Source organism: Roseateles sp. GW821-FHT09G03 (assembly GCF_059416045.1).
Window position 1 is genome coordinate 166,989 of sequence record NZ_JBWKOK010000004.1, and the last position, 17,973, is coordinate 184,961.

The 17,973-nt window shown below is 68.7% G+C and carries 16 protein-coding genes; 7 read left to right on the forward strand and 9 right to left on the reverse strand.

Annotated features, from left to right (window positions below; all coding sequences use genetic code 11):
* Positions 1 to 61 precede the first annotated feature (61 nt).
* From AC07OZ_RS16200 to AC07OZ_RS16210, 3 genes are read right to left on the reverse strand one after another with little or no spacing between them, the layout of a single operon-like run.
* Positions 62 to 637: a MarR family winged helix-turn-helix transcriptional regulator gene (locus tag AC07OZ_RS16200; protein ID WP_495468120.1), complete on the reverse strand. Its 576-nt coding sequence runs from the start codon at positions 635 to 637 to the stop codon at positions 62 to 64.
* Positions 637 to 1,425, reverse strand: a complete 789-nt coding sequence (locus AC07OZ_RS16205; RefSeq protein WP_495468121.1) for an SDR family NAD(P)-dependent oxidoreductase — start codon at positions 1,423 to 1,425, stop codon at positions 637 to 639. The genes AC07OZ_RS16200 and AC07OZ_RS16205 overlap by 1 nt, the downstream gene beginning before the upstream one ends.
* Positions 1,426 to 1,441: 16 nt before the next feature.
* Positions 1,442 to 3,790 carry a bifunctional salicylyl-CoA 5-hydroxylase/oxidoreductase gene (locus tag AC07OZ_RS16210; protein ID WP_495468122.1) on the reverse strand — a complete coding sequence of 783 codons (2,349 nt, stop codon included), beginning with the start codon at positions 3,788 to 3,790 and terminating at the stop codon, positions 1,442 to 1,444.
* A gap of 232 nt (positions 3,791 to 4,022) precedes the next feature.
* Here AC07OZ_RS16210 and kynB point away from each other — a divergent pair, with 232 nt between their 5' ends.
* The 3 genes from kynB to kynA are packed head-to-tail and all read left to right on the forward strand — an operon-like array spanning position 4,023 to position 6,962.
* Positions 4,023 to 4,694: an arylformamidase gene (gene kynB / locus AC07OZ_RS16215; protein ID WP_495468123.1), complete on the forward strand. Its 672-nt coding sequence runs from the start codon at positions 4,023 to 4,025 to the stop codon at positions 4,692 to 4,694.
* A 31-nt stretch (positions 4,695 to 4,725) separates the two neighbouring features.
* Positions 4,726 to 6,033: a kynureninase gene (gene kynU / locus AC07OZ_RS16220; protein ID WP_495468124.1), complete on the forward strand. Its 1,308-nt coding sequence runs from the start codon at positions 4,726 to 4,728 to the stop codon at positions 6,031 to 6,033.
* An 8-nt stretch (positions 6,034 to 6,041) separates the two neighbouring features.
* On the forward strand, positions 6,042 to 6,962 hold the full coding sequence (gene kynA, locus AC07OZ_RS16225; RefSeq protein WP_495468125.1) for a tryptophan 2,3-dioxygenase: 921 nt from the start codon (positions 6,042 to 6,044) through the stop codon (positions 6,960 to 6,962).
* Positions 6,963 to 6,977: 15 nt separating this feature from the next.
* Here the strand turns inward: kynA and AC07OZ_RS16230 are convergent, their stop codons facing one another.
* On the reverse strand, positions 6,978 to 7,859 hold the full coding sequence (locus AC07OZ_RS16230; protein ID WP_495468126.1) for a hypothetical protein: 882 nt from the start codon (positions 7,857 to 7,859) through the stop codon (positions 6,978 to 6,980).
* 253 nt (positions 7,860 to 8,112) lie between these two features.
* On the opposite strand from AC07OZ_RS16230, the gene AC07OZ_RS16235 reads away from it, so the two are divergent.
* Both AC07OZ_RS16235 and AC07OZ_RS16240 read left to right on the forward strand, forming a co-directional pair.
* Positions 8,113 to 9,930 (forward strand): M24 family metallopeptidase, encoded by a 1,818-nt coding sequence (locus tag AC07OZ_RS16235; protein ID WP_495468127.1) that lies wholly within the window; start codon positions 8,113 to 8,115, stop codon positions 9,928 to 9,930.
* 131 nt (positions 9,931 to 10,061) lie between these two features.
* A complete protein-coding gene (locus tag AC07OZ_RS16240) occupies positions 10,062 to 10,343 on the forward strand; it encodes a hypothetical protein (protein WP_495468128.1) in 282 nt (93 codons plus the stop codon).
* 39 nt (positions 10,344 to 10,382) lie between these two features.
* On the opposite strand, the gene AC07OZ_RS16245 is transcribed toward AC07OZ_RS16240, so the two are convergent.
* The 4 genes from AC07OZ_RS16245 to AC07OZ_RS16260 form a co-directional block, all read right to left on the reverse strand.
* A complete protein-coding gene (locus tag AC07OZ_RS16245) occupies positions 10,383 to 11,210 on the reverse strand; it encodes a LytR/AlgR family response regulator transcription factor (RefSeq protein WP_495468129.1) in 828 nt (275 codons plus the stop codon).
* Position 11,211: 1 nt separating this feature from the next.
* Positions 11,212 to 12,303: a sensor histidine kinase gene (locus tag AC07OZ_RS16250; protein ID WP_495468130.1), complete on the reverse strand. Its 1,092-nt coding sequence runs from the start codon at positions 12,301 to 12,303 to the stop codon at positions 11,212 to 11,214.
* Between the two features lie 250 nt (positions 12,304 to 12,553).
* On the reverse strand, positions 12,554 to 12,808 hold the full coding sequence (locus AC07OZ_RS16255; RefSeq protein WP_495468131.1) for a hypothetical protein: 255 nt from the start codon (positions 12,806 to 12,808) through the stop codon (positions 12,554 to 12,556).
* 165 nt (positions 12,809 to 12,973) lie between these two features.
* Positions 12,974 to 13,558, reverse strand: a complete 585-nt coding sequence (locus tag AC07OZ_RS16260; protein WP_495468132.1) for a hypothetical protein — start codon at positions 13,556 to 13,558, stop codon at positions 12,974 to 12,976.
* Between the two features lie 247 nt (positions 13,559 to 13,805).
* On the opposite strand from AC07OZ_RS16260, the gene AC07OZ_RS16265 reads away from it, so the two are divergent.
* Positions 13,806 to 16,070, forward strand: coding sequence for a RelA/SpoT family protein (locus AC07OZ_RS16265; protein WP_495468133.1), 2,265 nt, complete (start codon positions 13,806 to 13,808; stop codon positions 16,068 to 16,070).
* A gap of 20 nt (positions 16,071 to 16,090) precedes the next feature.
* Here the strand turns inward: AC07OZ_RS16265 and greB are convergent, their stop codons facing one another.
* Entirely contained in the window at positions 16,091 to 16,660 is a 570-nt protein-coding gene (gene greB, locus AC07OZ_RS16270) for a transcription elongation factor GreB (protein WP_495468134.1), read from the reverse strand.
* Between greB and AC07OZ_RS16275 the strand changes: the two genes are divergently transcribed.
* Positions 16,659 to 17,876 carry a CaiB/BaiF CoA transferase family protein gene (locus AC07OZ_RS16275; RefSeq protein WP_495468135.1) on the forward strand — a complete coding sequence of 406 codons (1,218 nt, stop codon included), beginning with the start codon at positions 16,659 to 16,661 and terminating at the stop codon, positions 17,874 to 17,876. The two genes, greB and AC07OZ_RS16275, sit on opposite strands and share 2 nt — an antisense overlap.
* Positions 17,877 to 17,973: the final 97 nt, after the last annotated feature.

Consider the following 17,973-nt stretch of genomic DNA (forward strand, 5'->3'; position numbering starts at 1 on the left):
CGTTCGGTGGTCAATTCCCGGCGACGGTCATTGGCCCGCGGCGGTCATTCGCTGATGATGTTCACTTGCGGGCGGCATCGAGCTGCGCGAGATGGCCCTTGAGCCCCGCCAGCAGCTCGTACACCTGCGTCTTCTGTTCGGGCGGCCAGCCGGCCAGCAATTCGACGATCCAGCCCTCGTGCGTCGCGGCCATGCGCTTGAACTGGCGCCGGCCGGCCGGCGTCAGGCGCACCGTGACGCTGCGCCGGTCCGAGGGATGCGGCTCGCGCACGACGTGGCCCTCGGCCTCCAGCTGGTCGGTGATGCCGGTGACGTTGCCGCCCGTGACCATCAGCCGCTGCGACAGCTCGCGCATCGTCAGTCCATCGGGACTGCGCTCGAGCTGCGCGAGCAGGTCGAAGCGCGGCAGCGTCGTGCCGAAGTCGTTGCGCAGGCGCTGACGGATCTGGTCCTCGATGCGCGTCGTGCAGGCCAGCAGGCGCAGCCAGAGCCGCAAGGCCTGGTGATCGCCGTCGTGCATGCGGGATTCCAGGTCAGGTCCGAACTCCGCGCCGGAATCGTCGTCGATGTCCGGTGTCGTTGCCTTTGCCGTAGCGCGCGTCGCGCCGTTGGTGGCATCTCGTGCAGCATCGCGCATCACATCACCTCCCCGCCGGCGACCGCGATCGCCTGTCCCGTGATCGAACCGCTGTCGCGTCGCGCCAGCCATGCCACCGAAGCGGCGACCTCCGCCGGATCGACCAGCCGCCCCTGCGGATTGACCGAGGCCAGCTCCGCGCGCGCTTCGTCGGGCGTGCGCCCGGTCTTGGCGACGATGGTGTCGATCGCGCCGGCGACGATGTCGGTCTCCGTGTAGCCCGGGCAGACCGCGTTGACGGTCACGCCCTTGCGCGCCGTCTCCAGCGCCAGCGCGCGCGTGAGGCCGAGCACGCCGTGCTTGGCCGCGCAGTAGGCCGCGACGTAGGCATAGCCCTTCAGCGCCGCGGTGCTCGCGACGTTGACGATGCGGCCGAAGCGGCGCTCGGTCATCGCGGGCAACACCTCGCGGCTGCACAGGAAGCTGCCGGTGAGGTTCACGTTGAGCAGGCGCTGCCAGGTGTCCAGCGAGGTCTTCGCGAGCGGCGCCGTCTCGACCTGCCCCGCGTTGTTGACCAGCAGGTCGACCGGCCCCGCCGCGGCCACCGCCGCTGCGAAGGCCTGGCGCACGCTGGCTTCGTCGCCGACGTCGCACACCTGCAGCTCGACGGACGGGCCGCCGTCGACGTTCAGCCGGTCGCGCTGTTCCTTCAGCCGGTCGATGCGCCGGCCCATCAGGGTGACGCGCGCGCCGTCGGCGATCAGCGCCTGCGCGATCGCCGCGCCGATGCCGGAGCCGCCGCCGGTGACGACGGCGTGCAGGCCTTCGAGCGGGTATTTGTTGCTCATGGCTATGCCTCCCGCTTCAGACGCCGAGCGCCTTGTTGGCCTGTTCCTGCGCCGCGGCACCGCCGCCGGTGGCGCGCTGGCGCTCGAACTCGCGCTCCATCTGGCTCTTGCCGGAGAGGTACTGGACCGGCCACTCCAGGCCGGGACCGGACAGGTAGCCGATCCTTGCCGCCTCCGTCAGCGTCCAGGCCGGGTTGGCCAGATGCGGACGCGCGATCGCGCACAGGTCCGCGCGGCCGGCCGCGATGATGCTGTTGACGTGATCCGCCTCGGAGATCGCCCCCACGGCGATCGTCGCGATGCCGGCGCGATTGCGCACGCTCTCGCTGAACGGCGTCTGCCACATGCGGCCGTACGTGGGCTTCTCCCGCTTGCTCACCTGGCCCGAGGACACGTCGATCAGATCGGCGCCCGCGGCCTTGAAGGCCTCCGCCATGGCGACCGCGTCGTCCGTCGTCGTGCCGCCCGGCACCCAGTCGTTCGCGGAGATCCGCACCGACATCGGTCGGTCCTGCGGCCACACGGCACGCATCGCGGCGAAGACCTCGAGCGGATAGCGCAGGCGGTTCTCCAGCGAGCCGCCGAACTCATCGCTGCGCTGATTCGTCAGCGGCGACAGGAAACTCGACAGCAGATAACCGTGCGCGCAGTGCAGCTCCAGCCAGTCGAAGCCGGCCTCGGCGGCGCGACGCGTGGCGGCGATGAAGTCGGCCTTGACGCGATCCATGTCCGCGCGCGTCATCTCGCGCGACCACTGGCTCACACCGTCGAGGTACTGCTGCGGCGACGCCGAGATCAAGGGCCAGTTGCCCTCGTCCAGCGGCTGGTCGATGCCGTCCCAGGCGACGCGCGTCGACCCCTTCGCACCGGCGTGGCCGAGCTGCATCGCGATCTTCGCGGTCGAGCTGCGGTGCACGTGATCCACGATGCGCTTCCAGCCGTCGCGTTGCGCGTCGCTCCACAGGCCCGGACATCCCGGCGTGATGCGCGCGTCGGGAGAGACACAGGTCATCTCAACGAACACCAGGCCCGCGCCCCCCATTGCGCGGGCGCCCAGGTGAGTCAGGTGGTAGTCGCCGGGCTGGCCGTCCTCGCAGGAGTACTGCGCCATCGGCGACACGACGACACGGTTCTTCAAGCTCACGCCGCGCAGCGTGAACGGGGTGAACATCGGCGGTGCGGCGCGGTCCAGGCCCGAGCGGTGCGAGAGCCACGACTCGTACTCACCGACGTAGCGCGCATCGCGCAGCCGCAGGTTCTCATGCGAGATCCGCTGCGAGCGCGTCAGCAGCGAGTACGCGAACTGCTCCGGCGCCAGGCGCGCGTGGCGCTCGACGTTCTCGAACCACTCCGTCGAATTGCGGGCGGCGTTCTGGATGCGCAGCACGTCGATCGAACGCGTGGCCTCGTATTCCTCCAGCGCGGCGGTCAGGCTGTCGACACCGCCGCCGTGGCGCTCGATGTCGCGCGCCAGTGCGATCGCATCCTCCAGCGCGAGCTTGGTGCCCGAGCCGATCGAGAAATGCGCGGTGTGCGCCGCGTCGCCCATCAGCACGACCGGCGCGCGGCCGTTGTGATGCACCCAGCGCTTGCAGACGACACGCGGGAAACGGATCCACTGCGCCGAGCCGCGCAGGTGCGCGGCGTTCGAGATCAGCGGATGGCCGTCGAGCACCTTCGCGAAGAGCTTCTCGCAGAAGGCGATGCCCTCCTCCTTGCTCGTGTCCTCGAGGCCGGCGGCCTTCCAGACCTGCTCCGGCGTCTCGACGATGAAGGTCGAATGCGTGTCGTCGTAGCGGTAGGCGTGCGCCTGGAACCAGCCCCACTCGGTCTTCTGGAAGTCGAAGGTGAAGGCGTCGAACAGCCGGGTCGTGCCCAGCCAGACAAAGCGGCAGTTCCGCAGATCGACATCGGGCTGGTAGGTCGCGGCGTACTTCTGGCGCAGGCGGCTGTTGAGGCCGTCGGCCGCGATGATCAGGTCGGCATCGATGTCGGCGTCGTCGGCGACATCGGTTTCGTAGCGGAGGACGACGCCCAGTTCCTCGCAGCGCTCGCGCAGGATGTCCAGCAGCTTGCGCCGGCCGATGCCGCAGAAGCCGTGTCCGCCGGACACCATCGTGCGGCCGTCGATGTGGACGGCGATGTCGTCCCAGTGGTTGAAGGACTGCAGGATCTGTTCGGCCGTCTTCGGATCGGCCTCGCGCAGCGCCGCCAGCGTCTGGTCCGAGAACACCACGCCCCAGCCGAAGGTGTCGCCGGCACGGTTGCGCTCCAGCACCGTCACGTCGTGCGCCGGGTTCTGCCGCTTCATCAGCAGCGCGAAGTACAGGCCGGCGGGACCGCCGCCGATGCAGGTGATACGCATGATGGAAAACCCGGCGAGCGTCGGGCGAGGACTGCTTGACGGAATCACTTTAGGTCTGGATAGTTGAAGTGTCAACGATGACGGTCCGCCTGATAACCCTGAGTCCATCGCCGTCGTCGGACCGGGCGGCTTGCGCAAACGGTCCGGCCTTGTTGGAATTAACCGACACCACGGCCCAGGACCCCGCGCTAAGGTGCGCGCCGTCGTGCCACCGGCCCGGCAGGAGCAGCAGATGAAGTCAACAAGCCCATCCTCCCCACGATCGTCCCAACGATCCTCGCAACGAACGCTGTGGGACATCTCGCCGGTGGTGGCGCCCGACGCGCCGATCTTTCCCGGCGACGAGCCCTACGCCTTGACGTGGACCGCCCGCCTGTCGCCGGACTGTCCGGTGAACCTGAGCGCGATCACGATGTCGCCGCATGTGGGCGCGCATGCCGATGCGCCGCTGCACTACGCCGACGGCGTCGCGAGCGCGGCGGAGGTCGCGCTCGATCCCTACCTCGGTCCATGCCGTGTGATCCATGCGATCGGCTGTGGTCCGTTGATCCGCGTCGAGCATCTGGAGCACGCCGCGCAGGACCTGCCGGCGCGCGTGCTGGTGCGCTGCAACGAGCGCGCGGACACGGTCTGGAATCCCGAGTTCAGCGCCTACGCGCCCGAGACCGTCGAGTGGCTGGCCGCGCGCGGTGTGAAGCTGATCGGCCTGGACACGCCCAGCGTGGATCCCGCGACCAGCAAGACGCTGGACAGCCATCAGCGTCTGCTGCGCCTGGACCTGCGCGTGCTGGAGAACCTCGTGCTCGACGACGTGCCCGAGGGTGACTACGAGTTGATCGCGCTGCCGCTCAAGCTCGCCGGCGCTTGCGCGTCGCCGGTGCGCGCGGTGCTGCGGGCGCTATGACCCCTTCCTTCTGAATTCATCTGGATCATCGATGACAACAAGACAAGACTGCCTGGCCCTGGATGCCGCCGATCCGCTGGCGCCGCTGAAGGACCAGTTCTCGCTGCCCGCGGGCACGCTCTATCTGGACGGCAACTCGCTCGGCGCGATGCCCAAGGCGACCGCCGCGCGCGTGCAGCAGGTGATCGCCGACGAATGGGGCCGCGACCTGATCAAGAGCTGGAACACGGCCGGCTGGATCGATTTGCCCTCGCGCATCGGCGACAAGATCGGCCGCCTGATCGGCGCGAAGCCGGGCGAGACGATCGTCGCGGACTCGACCTCGCTCAACCTCTACAAGGTGCTGAGCGCGGCGCTGCGCATCGTCAAGGCCGGCGACGCCGAGGGGCGTCGCACGGTCGTCGTCTCCGAGCGCAGCAACTTCCCGACCGACCTCTACATCGCGGAGAGCCTCGCCGAGCAGTTCGGCATGGCGCTGCACCTCGTCGATCACGTCGACGAGATCCCGGCCCTGCTGAACGACCGGCTCGCCGTGCTGATGCTGACCGAGGTCAACTACCGCACCGGCCGCAAGCACGACATGAAGGCGGTGACCGCCGCGGCCCACGCGGCCGGCGCGCTGACGGTGTGGGACCTTGCGCACTCCGCGGGCGCGATCCCGGTCGATCTGAACGCCGCGGATGCGGATTTCGCCATCGGCTGCGGCTACAAGTACCTCAACGGCGGGCCCGGCGCGCCGGCCTTCGTCTGGGCGCATCCGCGCCACGCCGACCGTTTCTGGCAACCGCTGTCGGGCTGGCTGGGCCATGCGGCGCCGTTCCAGTTCACGTCGAACTACGCGCCCGCGCCCGGCATCAAGCGCTACATCTGCGGCACGCCGGCGATCCTGTCGACGGCGGCGCTGGAGTGCGGCGTCGACACGCTGCTCGCGGCCGAGCCCTTCGGCGGCATGGCGGCGCTGCGCGAGAAGTCGATCGCGTTGACCGAGCTGTTCGCACGACTCGCCGAGGAGCGCTGCGGCGGGCAAGGTGTCTACGTCGTTTCGCCGCGCGACGCCGCGCAGCGCGGCAGCCAAGTCTGCCTGGCACTGAAGGCCCCACTGCATGAGACGACGGGCTACGCGGTCGTGCAGGCACTGATCGAGCGCGGCGTGATCGGCGATTTCCGCGCGGGCGACCCGGCGCGTCTCGACGAGGTGCCGCACATCCTGCGATTTGGCTTCACGCCGCTGTACATCGGCTTCGCCGACGCGTGGGACGCGGTCGAGCATCTGCATCAGGTGCTGGCCACCGAAGAATGGCGCGAGGCGCGCTTCAACAAGAAGGCGGCGGTGACATGAGTTGCCCGATGGGACATGGATCCGGCCCGGCCTCTGAAGCCGGCGACAAGGGCGCTGAAGGCGTCGGGCAAGGCGGCGCGCAAGGCCATGCACAAGGCGGTGAATCGATCGTCCGCGAGGAAGGCGCGCAGCTCGACTTCTCCAAGGACATGAGCTACGGCGACTACCTGCGCCTGGACCAGGTGCTGAGCGCCCAGCATCCGCTCTCGCCCGACCACAACGAGATGCTCTTCATCATCCAGCACCAGACCTCGGAGCTGTGGATGAAGCTGATGCTGCACGAGCTGCACGGCGCGGTGACGCACGTGGCCTCGGACCAGTTGCCCGAGGCCTTCAAGATGCTGGCCCGGGTGTCGCGGATCATGGAGCAGCTCGTCCACGCCTGGGACGTGCTCAGCACGATGACGCCGCCGGAGTATTCGGCCATCCGGCCCTACCTCTCCAACAGCAGCGGCTTCCAGAGCGCGCAGTACCGGCGCATCGAGTTCATGCTCGGCAACAAGAACGCCGCGATGCTCAAGCCGCACGCGCATCGGGCCGATCTGCTGGCCGAGGTCCAGGCGGCCTACGAAGCGCCCTCGTTGTATGACGAAGTCCTGCGGCTGCTGAAGCGACGCGGCATCGACGTGCCCGCCGCCGCGCTCGATCGCGACTGGACTCAGCCCCGCAGCGCCGACGACGGCGTCAAGGCCGCGTGGCTCGAGGTCTACCGCGATCCCAAGGCGCACTGGGACCTGTACCAGATGGGCGAGGAACTCGTCGATCTCGAAGACGCGTTCCGGCTTTGGCGATTCCGCCATGTCACCACCGTGGAACGCGTCATCGGCTTCAAGCGCGGCACCGGCGGGACCGGTGGCGTCAGCTATCTGCGCAAGATGCTCGACGTCGTGTTGTTCCCGGAGCTGTGGGCGCTGCGCACGGAGCTTTGAAGCCCGAGTCGCTCGTCAAGGCTTGGGCAGCTCCGCAAAGGATTCGACCGCCTCCAGGCGTTCGAGTCCTGCCTTCAGCCGGTCGAAGCGCCAGCGGTCCTGCTTCAGTTGCGCCTGCATGCGCACGAGGTCGTTCTTGAGTTCGTCGCCCCGTGCGGCAGGGTTGCGGTCGGACAGCTTCGCCATCAGGATGGTTTCCTGGCGCAGGTTGATGTTCTCCAGCTTGGGCACCGCGTCCCGGGCCAGCCAGTGGCGCGGGAACTGCGGCGCGAGGCGGTAGGCCGCCGCCGGATCGGCCACATTCACCCGCACCCAGAAGCGGACGTAGCGCTTGTCCGGATCGATCGCAACGAAGCGGCGCGGCTGCGCGCCCGCCACGGGCACGCCGGCGCGCCAGACCTCCGCCGCCTCGCCCCAGGTGCGGAACTCCGCCGTGTGCGGGCGCAGGCGGAAAGTCTCGACGGACTCGAAGGCGGCGCGCTGCGCATCGAAACGCTCGTAGGCGAAGGTGCAGGCGCTGTCGCCGGCGAGCAGCGGCGTCGGGCCGCCATCGAGGCCGGCCTCGACGAACACCAGCTCCGCCACCACCGGCACCCGCGCGACGACGGGCGCGCCAGTCGGGCCTTCCTCGAATTCCGGCGCGCCGCGTTGTTCGATCGCCCGGACGATCACGGTGAGGTCGCAGTCCTGCAGCGGTTCCCCCGCATGCGCGACACGCGGCCTTCCACGCGCTTGCAGGATCTGCTTCGGATCGGCGTCGGCCGCCAGTTGCGCGGAGACGAAGCGCACGGCCGCCTGCAGCCGGTCCGCGTCGCTCGCCTCGGACGCGGGCGAGGCCGCCGCGTTCGTCCCCATCATCAGTATCAGCAGCAGGCCACTGACCAGTCTTTGACGCACCGCGTCACCGGCTCCACCTGACATCCTCATCGCGTGCTTCTCCAATCTTTCCCCTCTTTTCCAAGCGCGAGATGTTAGGGCGTCCGCACAGCGCCGCCGCCCTCCGCCCCCCGACCTGCGGTGCGCGCCGTGCGCCCTGGGCCTGGCGCGTCGGACAGAAGTCATGGAGGCGTCACTTCTACAATCGGCGACTTCACGCGCGCGACCCACCCGGCCGCTGCGTTCCACGCCCGCCAACCCGCCGAGGCCCGCCATGGACACCCGCCTTTCCCAGATCAAGCTGCGCATCTCCAGATTGCGCGACGCGCTGCGCAATGCCGGCGCCCACGCCATCCTGGTCCCCTCGGCCGATCCGCATCTCTCCGAGTACCTGCCGCGCCGCTGGCAGGCTCGCGAAGTCTTCTCCGGCTTCACCGGCTCCATGGGCACCCTGGTCGTCACGCTCGATGACGCCCAGCTCTTCGCCGACAGTCGCTACTGGACCTCCGCCGAACGCGAACTCGCCGGCAGCGGCATCGCCCTCTTCAAGATCCCCACCGGCGCCTCCAGCCAGCACATCACCTGGATCGCGGACACGCTGCAGAGCGACCAGACGCTGGTCGTCGACGGCCAGGTCCTCGGACTCGCCGTCGCGCAACAGTTGCGCAACGCGCTCGGCGCGAAGGGCGTGCTGATCAACACCGCGCTCGACCTGATCGACCAAGCCTGGGACGACCGCCCCGGCCTGCCCGACGCGCCCATCTACGAACACGCCTCGCCGCAAGCCACCGTCAGCCGTGCGGACAAGCTCCTGCAGGTGCGCGAAGGCATGGCCAAGCAGGGCGCTTCGCATCATCTGATCTCCAGCGTCGACGACATCGCCTGGCTGTTCAACCTGCGCGGCTCCGACGTGACCTACAACCCCGTGTTCCTCGCGCATGCGCTGCTCGACAGGAACGGCGCGACGCTGTTCGTGCAGCCCGGCAAGATCGATGCGGCCCTGGAGCAACGGCTCGCGGCCGATGGCGTGCGTCTCGCGCCCTATGCCGACGCCCGCGCCTCGCTCGGCGCCCTGCCTTCGGACGCCAAGGTCCTGATCGATCCGCGACGTGTGACGCTCGGCCTGCGCGAGGCATTGCCCGCGTCGGCGACCGTCGTCGAAGCCATCAACCCCAGCACGCTGCTGAAGAGCCGCAAGAACGCCGCGGAAGCACAGTTCATCCGCCAGGCGATGGAACAGGATGGCGCCGCGATGTGCGCGTTCTACGCGTGGTTCGAGGCGGCGATGGCGCGCGGCGAGAAGATCTCCGAACTCACCATCGATGAGCGCCTGACCGCCGAGCGCGCCAAGCGTCCCGGCTTCGTCGGCCTGTCGTTCTCGACGATCGCCGGCTTCAACGCCAACGGCGCGATGCCGCACTATCGCGCGACGCCCGAGTCCTTCTCCCAGATCGAAGGCAACGGCCTGTTGCTGATCGACTCCGGCGGCCAGTACCTCGGCGGCACGACCGACATCACCCGCGTCTGGCCGATCGGCATCATCACCGACGACCACAAGCGCGACTACACGCTGGTGCTCAAGGGCACGATCGCGCTGTCGCGCACCGCGTTCCCGCGCGGCACGCTGAGCCCCATGCTCGATGCCATCGCCCGCGCGCCGCTGTGGGCCCATGGTCTGGACTACGGCCACGGCACGGGCCATGGCGTCGGCTACTTCATGAACGTGCATGAAGGCCCGCAGAGCATCTCGAAAGCTGTGCCCGATGCGAACATGGCCATGGAGCCCGGCATGATCACGTCGATCGAGCCCGGCCTCTACCGCCCCGGCCAATGGGGGGTGCGGATCGAGAACCTGGTGCTGAACGTGGCCTTCGACACCCCCGAAAAGGGGCAGTTCGGCGAGATGCTGGCGTTCGAGACCTTGACGCTTTGCCCGATCGACACGCGTTGCATCGCGGTGGCCTTGCTGTCGGAAGACGAACTCGCGTGGCTGAATGCGTATCACGCCGACGTGCGCCGCCGTCTGGCGCCGCTGGTCGAGGGCGATGCGCTCGCGTGGCTGAACACCCGCACCGAAGCGCTGCAACGTTGAGCGTCCTGCCGTCCATGCGACGGACAGCGGAAAAGCGCGGCTGAGCCGCGCTTTTTCACGTCCGGCTTTGCTGGAAGCGCTCCCGGTCGCCACCTAGACTTGTTGCAGGTTGTCGACGAGGAGCAGAGACCATGGACACCCGACTCTCTCAAGCGTGGAACGGCTGGCGCGCACTGGCACGACACCGGCCTTCGGCCAACGACGAACGCGAGATGCACCGCTTCTCCGACGGTGCGATGCACACCGCGTTGATGGCGGCGATCATCGCCGTGGCGGTGATGGCCGTCGTGCAGATGGTCAACGTCGCCGCCCCGATGTGGCAGCTGGAGCCCGTCGTCGTGCAGGGCAAGGCGCAACAGGTGCCGCTGCCCGCCGCACCTCAACCCCTGGAGCAGGCGCAACCCGGGCGCTGAGTCCCTGGGGACCGGCCTGGCCGGTCCTCGAGGGCTGTCTCACATCTGCCGGAACAGGTGCAGGTAGCTGCGGCTGACCGGCAGCACCTCGGGCCGCGCCTTCAGGTGGAGGTCGGCCGTTTCATTGGGGCCACGCGTGACGTGGCTGATCGCGTGCAGGTTCACGACCACCGAGCGATGGACCTGCACGAAGCGCTGCGCATCGAGCCGCTCGATCAATTCGCGGATCGGCGTGCGGATGAGCGCCTCCCCCTCCGCGGTGACGACCAGCGTGTACTTCTCGTCCGAGCGCAGGAAGAGGATCTCATCGACCGGGATCAGCTTCAGCGTCGAGCCCACCGAGGCACGGATCCATTGCAGCGGCCCCGTGTCGGTCGCCAGGCCGCCGGCGGCCGGCGAGGGCACACCCGGCTGCCGGGCCATGCGCCGTGCGAGTTCGTCGATGACGGCTTCCAGCGTCGCCTGATGACCCTCCCCGCGCGAACGCCGGGGCAACTCCGCCAGGCGCTCCTTCAGCCGACCGACCGTGTCGGCGAGGCGGACCTCGTCAACCGGCTTGACCAGGTAGTCGATCGCACCGCGCTCGAAGGCTTGCAAGGCATAGTCTTCGAAGGCGGTGACGAACACGACCTGTGCCTGACGCGCGATCTGACGCGCCGCCTCCATCCCGTTCAGGCCCGGCATGTGCACGTCGAGGAAGGCGATGTCGGGCCGGTGGGCCTCGAACAACTCGACCGCCTCGCGGCCGTTGCGCGCCTGACCGACGATGCGCAATTCGGGCCACAACAGGGCGAGGCTGCGCTGCAGGCTGTCGCGCAGCAGCGGTTCGTCGTCGGCGATCAGGGCGGTCGGCGCGGAAGCGGTCATGTCATTGCGGAGTGAAGCGCACTTCGGCGCACAGGCCGTGCGGGAGATTCTCGGTCAGCGCCAGCGTGGCGCCGAGGCCGTAGAACAGCGTCAGGCGCTCGCGCAGGTTGCGCAGCCCAGTGCCGCTGCCCATGCTCTGCGTCATGCCGACACCGGTGTCGCTGACCCAGAGCCGGACCTGCCCGTCGCGCAGCGCGCCGCCGACCTCGATGCGGCCGCCCTCCTCGCCCGGGTCGATGCCGTGACGCACGGCGTTCTCGACCAGCGTCAGCAAGGCCATCGGCGGAAAGCGCAGGCCGCCGAGTTCCGGCGGCAGGTCGACGACGTAGTCCAGCCGGTCCGGCATCCGCAGGTGCATCAGCTCGAGGTAGGCGCGCACCAAGGCGACCTCGTCCGACAGCGTCGTCGCATCGCCTTGCAGCCGCGGCATCGCCGCCCGCAGGTAGGCGATCAGGCTCCGCAGCACCGGGGCCGCCTGCGGCGAACCGGTCTCGACCAGCGCGCGGACATTGGCCAGCGTGTTGAACAGGAAATGCGGCTCGACCTGCGCCTGGAGCAGCCGCAGCCGGGCATCCAGCGCCTGGCGCCCGAGCTCGCTGCGCTCGAGCTCGAAGCTGAGGGCCTGGCTGCGGGCCTCGGCATCGCGTTGCCTGTACAGCGCGCCCATCGCCAGCAGCGGCCCGACCACCAGGCCCGACCCCGCGATCCAGAGGAAGCCGAGCATCCGGGACTCGGATTCGACAAAGCTGGAGAAGTCACCGCCGACGGCGACCATGTAGACCGCCAGCGTGGCCAGCGGCACCGCCGCCGCGACGACGACGACCTGGAACAACCAGCGCGCCCACCAGCGCGGCAGGCGGCGCGGCCATTGCCCGGCCGCGGAGAACGCCAGCAGCGCCAGCATGCCCACGAACATCGTCCGCCCCAGCAGGACCGGGAACGGCGTGATGAAGATCGGTTGCAGCGCCAGCGCGAAGACGGTGGCCAGCGCCAGGGCCAGCAGGACCCGCTGCGGCGTCAGGTACGAGACGAAACCGTGCCAGGCCGGATGCGGGGGCTCGGGTGGGCTGACGGGGAGGACCGGGGTCGACATGGTCGCACGATAGCGGCCCCGTCGCGACGATCCAAGCGCGGGAGGGCGATGACGCGACGAAGCACGGGATGAGCCGCTTGAACCACGTTCGCCACGTTTGCCACGTTCGCCCCGTGCGTCACGCGCGCCGGACCGGCCATCGCCCCCCGCCGCGGGGCGGCAGCCGCGGAGACCCGGGGCAGCGTGGCGAGGAAGTCCTCGAACAGGTCGTCCTCGAACAGGCCGGCTCCGCTCATGTGCGAGCCCCCGTTCATGCGTACATCCCGATGCGGCACATCACCGCTTCCTTGCCGGCGTTGATGGCGAAGCGCAGCGCCTCCGCCGGCGTCGCCCAGCCGTAGCCGCCGGCCAGATTCTCGTCACGGAAGGCCTCACGCTTGTTCATCGCCTCGCTGCGCCCCGTCCGCACCACGACGACGGCCGCCACGTAGCCGAACTGGCGGGGGCGCTCGATCGCGCCGGCGTAGATGCGGTAATCCCCGGTCTCGACTTCGGCGAAGTGCATGGCTGACTCCTTCAACGACAGGCAACTCGTCACGAGCTGCGATGGAGTCAACTTTGCGCGCTCGAACGCGCGATGCATACCCAACTGAGGAGGGCCCTCGGAAGGGGGAGTCCGTCCCGGATCCCCCTATCGGGCGATAGGAAAAACGCTCAGTCGCTCAGTCGCTCAGAACTGGTTCTTGGCGATCGAGGCGTATTCGCGCAACTCGGCATCGACGACGCGCTTGGGCGGCACATCGGCCGGGCGCTGGCCCAGCGTGGGATGCAGGATGTCGTAGGAGCGACGCTCCGATGGCGAGATGACGCCGTTCTGGTCCGAATCGGCCTCGGCATACACCAGGTTGGGAACCAGGCTGATCGGCTCGGGGAACTTCTCGTCCTGGGAGACCACGGCCGCCCGGGCATTCGACGGCTGGAAAGAGGTGCTTTGCGCCGTCACGGTCTGCGGCGCGGCAGCAGGCGCCGGAGCCGGCGCGGGGGTCGGCGCTGGCGCCGGGGCTGTAGCCTGAGTCTGGGCCTGGGCCTGGGCGGGTTGAGTCTGCACGGTCGAGGTCTGCGCCGACGCTGCCTGCGTCTGGGTGTCGGAGGCGGCCAGGCTCGCCGCCTGCGGCGACAGGCTCACCACGGCGGAGGCCTCGGCCTGGGAAGCGGTCGATGCATCGTAGACGTCGGCTTCGCGCACGCGTGCCGACTGCCCGGTGCTGGCACCGGGTCCGTTCAAATTCGTCGTGTTGTTCAGGGCAGCAATCATGGCGAGCCTCCCGCGAGGTGTCCGCACATTTCGGCCAGCGGATGCCGGGGCCGGGACACTTCCCGGGCCATCGCCCTTCCAGGGCATGTTCGGTTTATCGGCGGGCGATCTCCGGACTTTAGGCCTCAGTCCGCGCCTTTCGTGTTTTCTTGATAGGGATAAACCCCTAATCCGGGGCCCGAAGGAGCTTCGAGCCCGCAAGCCCTCTCACCGGAAACCCCTGTCGCCATCGGTTAAATTGCACCGCATGGGTCTCCGCTCCTTCGCAACCGCTCACATTCCAGGCCTGACCGGGCTGGCCGGCCCCAAGGCCACGCCGGACACGGCCGCCGAGGCGTCCTCGTTCGACGCGCTCGTCGATCGCCTGCACTATCTGCCCAAGGCCGACGTCAAGCGCATCCGCGAGGCTTACAAGTTCGCGGACGAGGCGCATCTGGGGCAGTTCCGCGCCAGCGGCGAGCCCTACATCACCCATCCGATCGCCGTTGCCGGCCTGTGCGCGGACTGGCGCCTGGACGCGCAGGCCATCATGGCCGCGCTGATGCACGACGCGATGGAGGATTGCGGCGTCACCAAGACCGAGCTGATCGAGCGCTTCGAGGCGCCGACCGCGGAACTGGTCGACGGCCTGACCAAGCTGGACAAGCTGCAATTCTCGACCCGCGAGGAATCGCAGGCGGAGAGCTTCCGCAAGATGCTGCTGGCGATGGCGCGGGATGTCCGCGTGATCCTGATCAAGCTGGCCGACCGCCTGCACAACATGCGCACGATGCAGCACATGGCGTTCGACAAGCGCCGCCGCATCGCCCGCGAGACGCTGGACATCTACGCCCCGATCGCCCACCGGCTCGGCCTCAACGAGATCTACCGCGAACTGCAGGAACTGTCGTTCCAGTACATCCATCCGTGGCGCCACGGCGCGCTGGCCAAGGCCGTCACCAAGGCGCGCGGCCATCGGCGCGACCTGGTGGCGCGCATCGAGCGCGACGTGCAGAAGGCCTTCTCCGAGGCCAACCTGCGCGTCGAGATCCAGGGCCGCGAGAAGACGCTGTTCAGCATCTACAAGAAGATGAGAGAGAAACACCTGAGCTTCGCGCAGGTGAGCGACATCTTCGGCTTCCGCGTCATCGTGCAGGACCTGCCCCAGTGCTACTGGTCGCTGGGCGTGCTGCACCAGCTCTACAAGCCGCAACCGGGCCGGTTCAAGGACTACGTCGCCATCCCCAAGCCCAACGGCTACCAGTCGCTGCACACGACGCTGGTCAGCCCGATGGGCACGCCGGTGGAATTCCAGATGCGCACCGAGGCCATGCACATGGTCGCCGAGAAGGGCGTGGCCGCGCACTGGCTGTACAAGAGCAAGGGCGACGCCAAGGGCGCGCAGCAACTGGGGTCGCGCTGGCTGCAGTCGCTGCTGGACATCCAGGACGAGACCCGCGACGCGACCGAGTTCCTGGAGCACGTCAAGATCGACCTGTTCCCGGACGCGGTCTACGTGTTCACGCCGAAGTCCAAGATCATGGCGCTGCCCAAGGGCGCGACGCCGGTGGACTTCGCCTACGCGATCCACTCGGACGTGGGCGACCATTGCGTCGCCGCGAAGGTCAACGGCGAGCCGGTGCCGCTGCGCACCGAGCTGCGCAGCGGGGACGTGATCGAGGTCGTCACCGCCGCCGGCGCGAGGCCGAATCCGGCCTGGCTGAGTTTCGTGCGCACCGGCCGGGCGCGCTCCAAGATCCGGCACTTCCTGAAGAACCTGGAGCAGGAGGAGTCGCGCGAGCTCGGCCACAAGATGCTGGCGCAGGCGCTGCGCGCGGAAGGCCTGGCGCTGCCCAGCCTCCAGCCCGAGGACGAGACCGCCGCCGCGCTGTGGCAGGACCTGGCGCGCTGGGCCGGCAACCGGCAGGTCGACGAGTTGCTCGTCGAGATCGGCCTGGGGCGCAAGATCGCGACGATCGTGGCGAAGAAGCTGGCGCGCACCTTGTCCGACCAGGGCCAGCGGCCCGACGCGGTGCTGCTGACGATGGGCCGCTTCGCCACCGACGACGCGCCGGCGCAGGGCCAGGTCCTGATCGACGGCAGCGAGGGCGCATCGGTGCGGCTGGCCACCTGCTGCCGGCCGATTCCCGGCGACGACATCAAGGGCTACCTCGGCCGCGGCGAGGGACTGGTGGTGCACACGGCCGAATGCTCGGTCGGCAGACGCCTGTTCCAGCGCGACAGCGAGCATTGGATCGCCGTCGGCTGGGGCGAGGAACTGAGCCGCAGCTTCGAGGCGGAGGTCGGCGTGCTGATGCGCAACGGCAAGGGCGTGCTCGCGCAGATCGCCACCGCGGTCAGCAGCGCCGAGGCCGACATCACCCACATTGCCATGAGCGACGACTCGCAGCAGCGCGAGACGGCGGAGATGACGCTGCTGCTGGCGGTGCGCGACCGGCTGCATCTGGCCGACGCGTTGCGCACGCTCAAGCGCTCGAGCGCCGTGATGCGCGCCTGGCGCGTGAAGCCCTGATCAGGCCTCAATCACACGCATCAGTCAGGCTTCGCGGGCTGCGGGTAACGGACTTCGACGACCTCGATCGGTTCCACGCCGACCGGCGTCACCAGCTGCAACTCGTCGCCCTCGCGCGCCTTCAGCAGCGTGCGCGCGATCGGCGACACCCAGCTCACCTCGCCCGCGAGGCTGTCCGACTCGTCGATGCCCTTGATGGTGATGGTCCGCTCCTCGCCTTTCGCGTTGGCGTAGGTCACCGTGGCGCCGAAGAACACCTGGTCGCTGCCGTGATGGGCACTGGGGTCGACGACTTCTGCGATGTCCAGCCGCTTCGTGAGGAAGCGCAGGCGGCGGTCGATCTCGCGCAAACGCTTCTTGCCGTAGAGGTAGTCGCCGTTCTCCGAACGATCGCCATTCTTCGCCGCCCAGGACACGATCTCGACGATCTTGGGGCGCTCGACGTCGAGCAACTGCATGAACTCGGCGCGCAGCCGGGCGTAACCCGCCGGTGTCATGTAGTTGCGCGAGCCCTGCGGCAATGCGGGCAACGACGGGCCGTCGTCATCGTCGTCGCCGCTCTCGGGTTCCTTCGTGAATGCCTTGCTCATGGCGGCTATTGTGTCGCGCCACGGCACCCTGCTAGCGCACGGGCACGGAGACCCGCGCGCCGACGCGTTATGGTGTGACGATCCCAGCCTCGCAGGACAACCCGGCATGAGCGACACCCCAGAGACCGCTGCAAGCGGTCCTTTGAACGGCCTGAAGATCGTGGAGTTCGCCGGCATCGGCCCTGCGCCGTTCGCGGGGCTCGTGCTGGCGGATTTCGGAGCCACGGTGACGGTCGTCGAACGTCCGGGCGGGGAGACCCGGCTCGGTGGCGGCGCGGCACTGAATCGCGGGAAGACCGCCGTGCAGGCGGATCTGAAATCGCCCGCCGGACTGGCACGGGTGCGTGAGCTCGTCGCAGGCGCCGACGCGCTGATCGAGGGCTTCCGCCCCGGCGTGATGGAAAGACTCGGCCTGGGACCGGACACGCTGCTCGCGGCCCATCCGAAGCTGGTCTACGCGCGGCTCACCGGTTGGGGCCAGACCGGGCCGCTGGCGCAGAGCGCCGGACACGACATCAACTACGTCGCGTTGAGCGGCCTGATGCCCTTCGCGGCACGCCCCGGCCAGCCGCCCGCGCTGCCGGCCACCTTGCTCGGCGACATCGGCGGCGGCGCGTTGACGATGCTCTTCGGACTGATGTGCGCGTTGTGGGAGTCTCGCCGCTCGGGACGGGGCCAGGTCGTCGACGCCGCCATCCTCGACGGCGTCGGCTACATGGGGACGCTCATCCAGGCCCTGCGGGCCGGCGATCGCTGGGACGACGACCCGTCGCGCAACCTTTTCCTCCACCGCTCGCACTTCTACGATTGCTTCGAATGCGCGGATGGCCGCTGGCTGTCGCTCGGCGCGATCGAGGCGCCTTTCCATCAGGAACTCATGGAGCGACTGGCCCTGCCCGCACCGTCGCAGGACGATCCCACGCATTGGCCGGCATGGCGCGATGCGGTGTCGGCCCGGATCCGCCAGCAGCCGCTCGCGCACTGGGTCGCCATCTTCGAGGGAAGCGACTCCTGCGTCGCGCCGGTGCTGACCGCCGCTGAAGCGCCTCTGCACCCCCATCAGCAGGCGCGGCGCAACTTCTTCATGCAAGACGGACTGGCGTGGCCGATGCCGGCGCCGAAACTCTCGCGCACACCAGCCCGGCCCGGACTTCCGGCGACGGCCAATCATCTCCAACAAAAGTTATTCGACCCGGACGATATTCGCCCAAGATAATCGGGCACGGCGATTCAAACTCGTTGCCGAATCAAATCGACAAACGGTTCAGGCAAAGAAAAACGCCAGCGTCTTTCAACGCTGGCGTTTCGATTTG

Excerpts from the sequence above, each read along its gene's own strand:
- AC07OZ_RS16240 (WP_495468128.1), top strand. The coding sequence starts at position 10,062 with ATGGACACCCGACTCTCTCAAGCGTGGAACGGCTGGCGCGCACTGGCA.
- AC07OZ_RS16235 (WP_495468127.1), top strand. The coding sequence starts at position 8,113 with ATGGACACCCGCCTTTCCCAGATCAAGCTGCGCATCTCCAGATTGCGC.
- AC07OZ_RS16210 (WP_495468122.1), bottom strand. The coding sequence starts at position 3,790 with ATGCGTATCACCTGCATCGGCGGCGGTCCCGCCGGCCTGTACTTCGCG.
- AC07OZ_RS16255 (WP_495468131.1), bottom strand. The coding sequence starts at position 12,808 with ATGCACTTCGCCGAAGTCGAGACCGGGGATTACCGCATCTACGCCGGC.
- AC07OZ_RS16245 (WP_495468129.1), bottom strand. The coding sequence starts at position 11,210 with ATGACCGCTTCCGCGCCGACCGCCCTGATCGCCGACGACGAACCGCTG.
- greB (WP_495468134.1), bottom strand. The coding sequence starts at position 16,660 with ATGAGCAAGGCATTCACGAAGGAACCCGAGAGCGGCGACGACGATGAC.
- AC07OZ_RS16265 (WP_495468133.1), top strand. The coding sequence starts at position 13,806 with ATGGGTCTCCGCTCCTTCGCAACCGCTCACATTCCAGGCCTGACCGGG.
- AC07OZ_RS16205 (WP_495468121.1), bottom strand. The coding sequence starts at position 1,425 with ATGAGCAACAAATACCCGCTCGAAGGCCTGCACGCCGTCGTCACCGGC.
- kynA (WP_495468125.1), top strand. The coding sequence starts at position 6,042 with ATGGGACATGGATCCGGCCCGGCCTCTGAAGCCGGCGACAAGGGCGCT.
- AC07OZ_RS16200 (WP_495468120.1), bottom strand. The coding sequence starts at position 637 with ATGCGCGATGCTGCACGAGATGCCACCAACGGCGCGACGCGCGCTACG.
- AC07OZ_RS16260 (WP_495468132.1), bottom strand. The coding sequence starts at position 13,558 with ATGATTGCTGCCCTGAACAACACGACGAATTTGAACGGACCCGGTGCC.
- kynU (WP_495468124.1), top strand. The coding sequence starts at position 4,726 with ATGACAACAAGACAAGACTGCCTGGCCCTGGATGCCGCCGATCCGCTG.
- AC07OZ_RS16275 (WP_495468135.1), top strand. The coding sequence starts at position 16,659 with ATGGCGGCTATTGTGTCGCGCCACGGCACCCTGCTAGCGCACGGGCAC.
- kynB (WP_495468123.1), top strand. The coding sequence starts at position 4,023 with ATGAAGTCAACAAGCCCATCCTCCCCACGATCGTCCCAACGATCCTCG.
- AC07OZ_RS16250 (WP_495468130.1), bottom strand. The coding sequence starts at position 12,303 with ATGTCGACCCCGGTCCTCCCCGTCAGCCCACCCGAGCCCCCGCATCCG.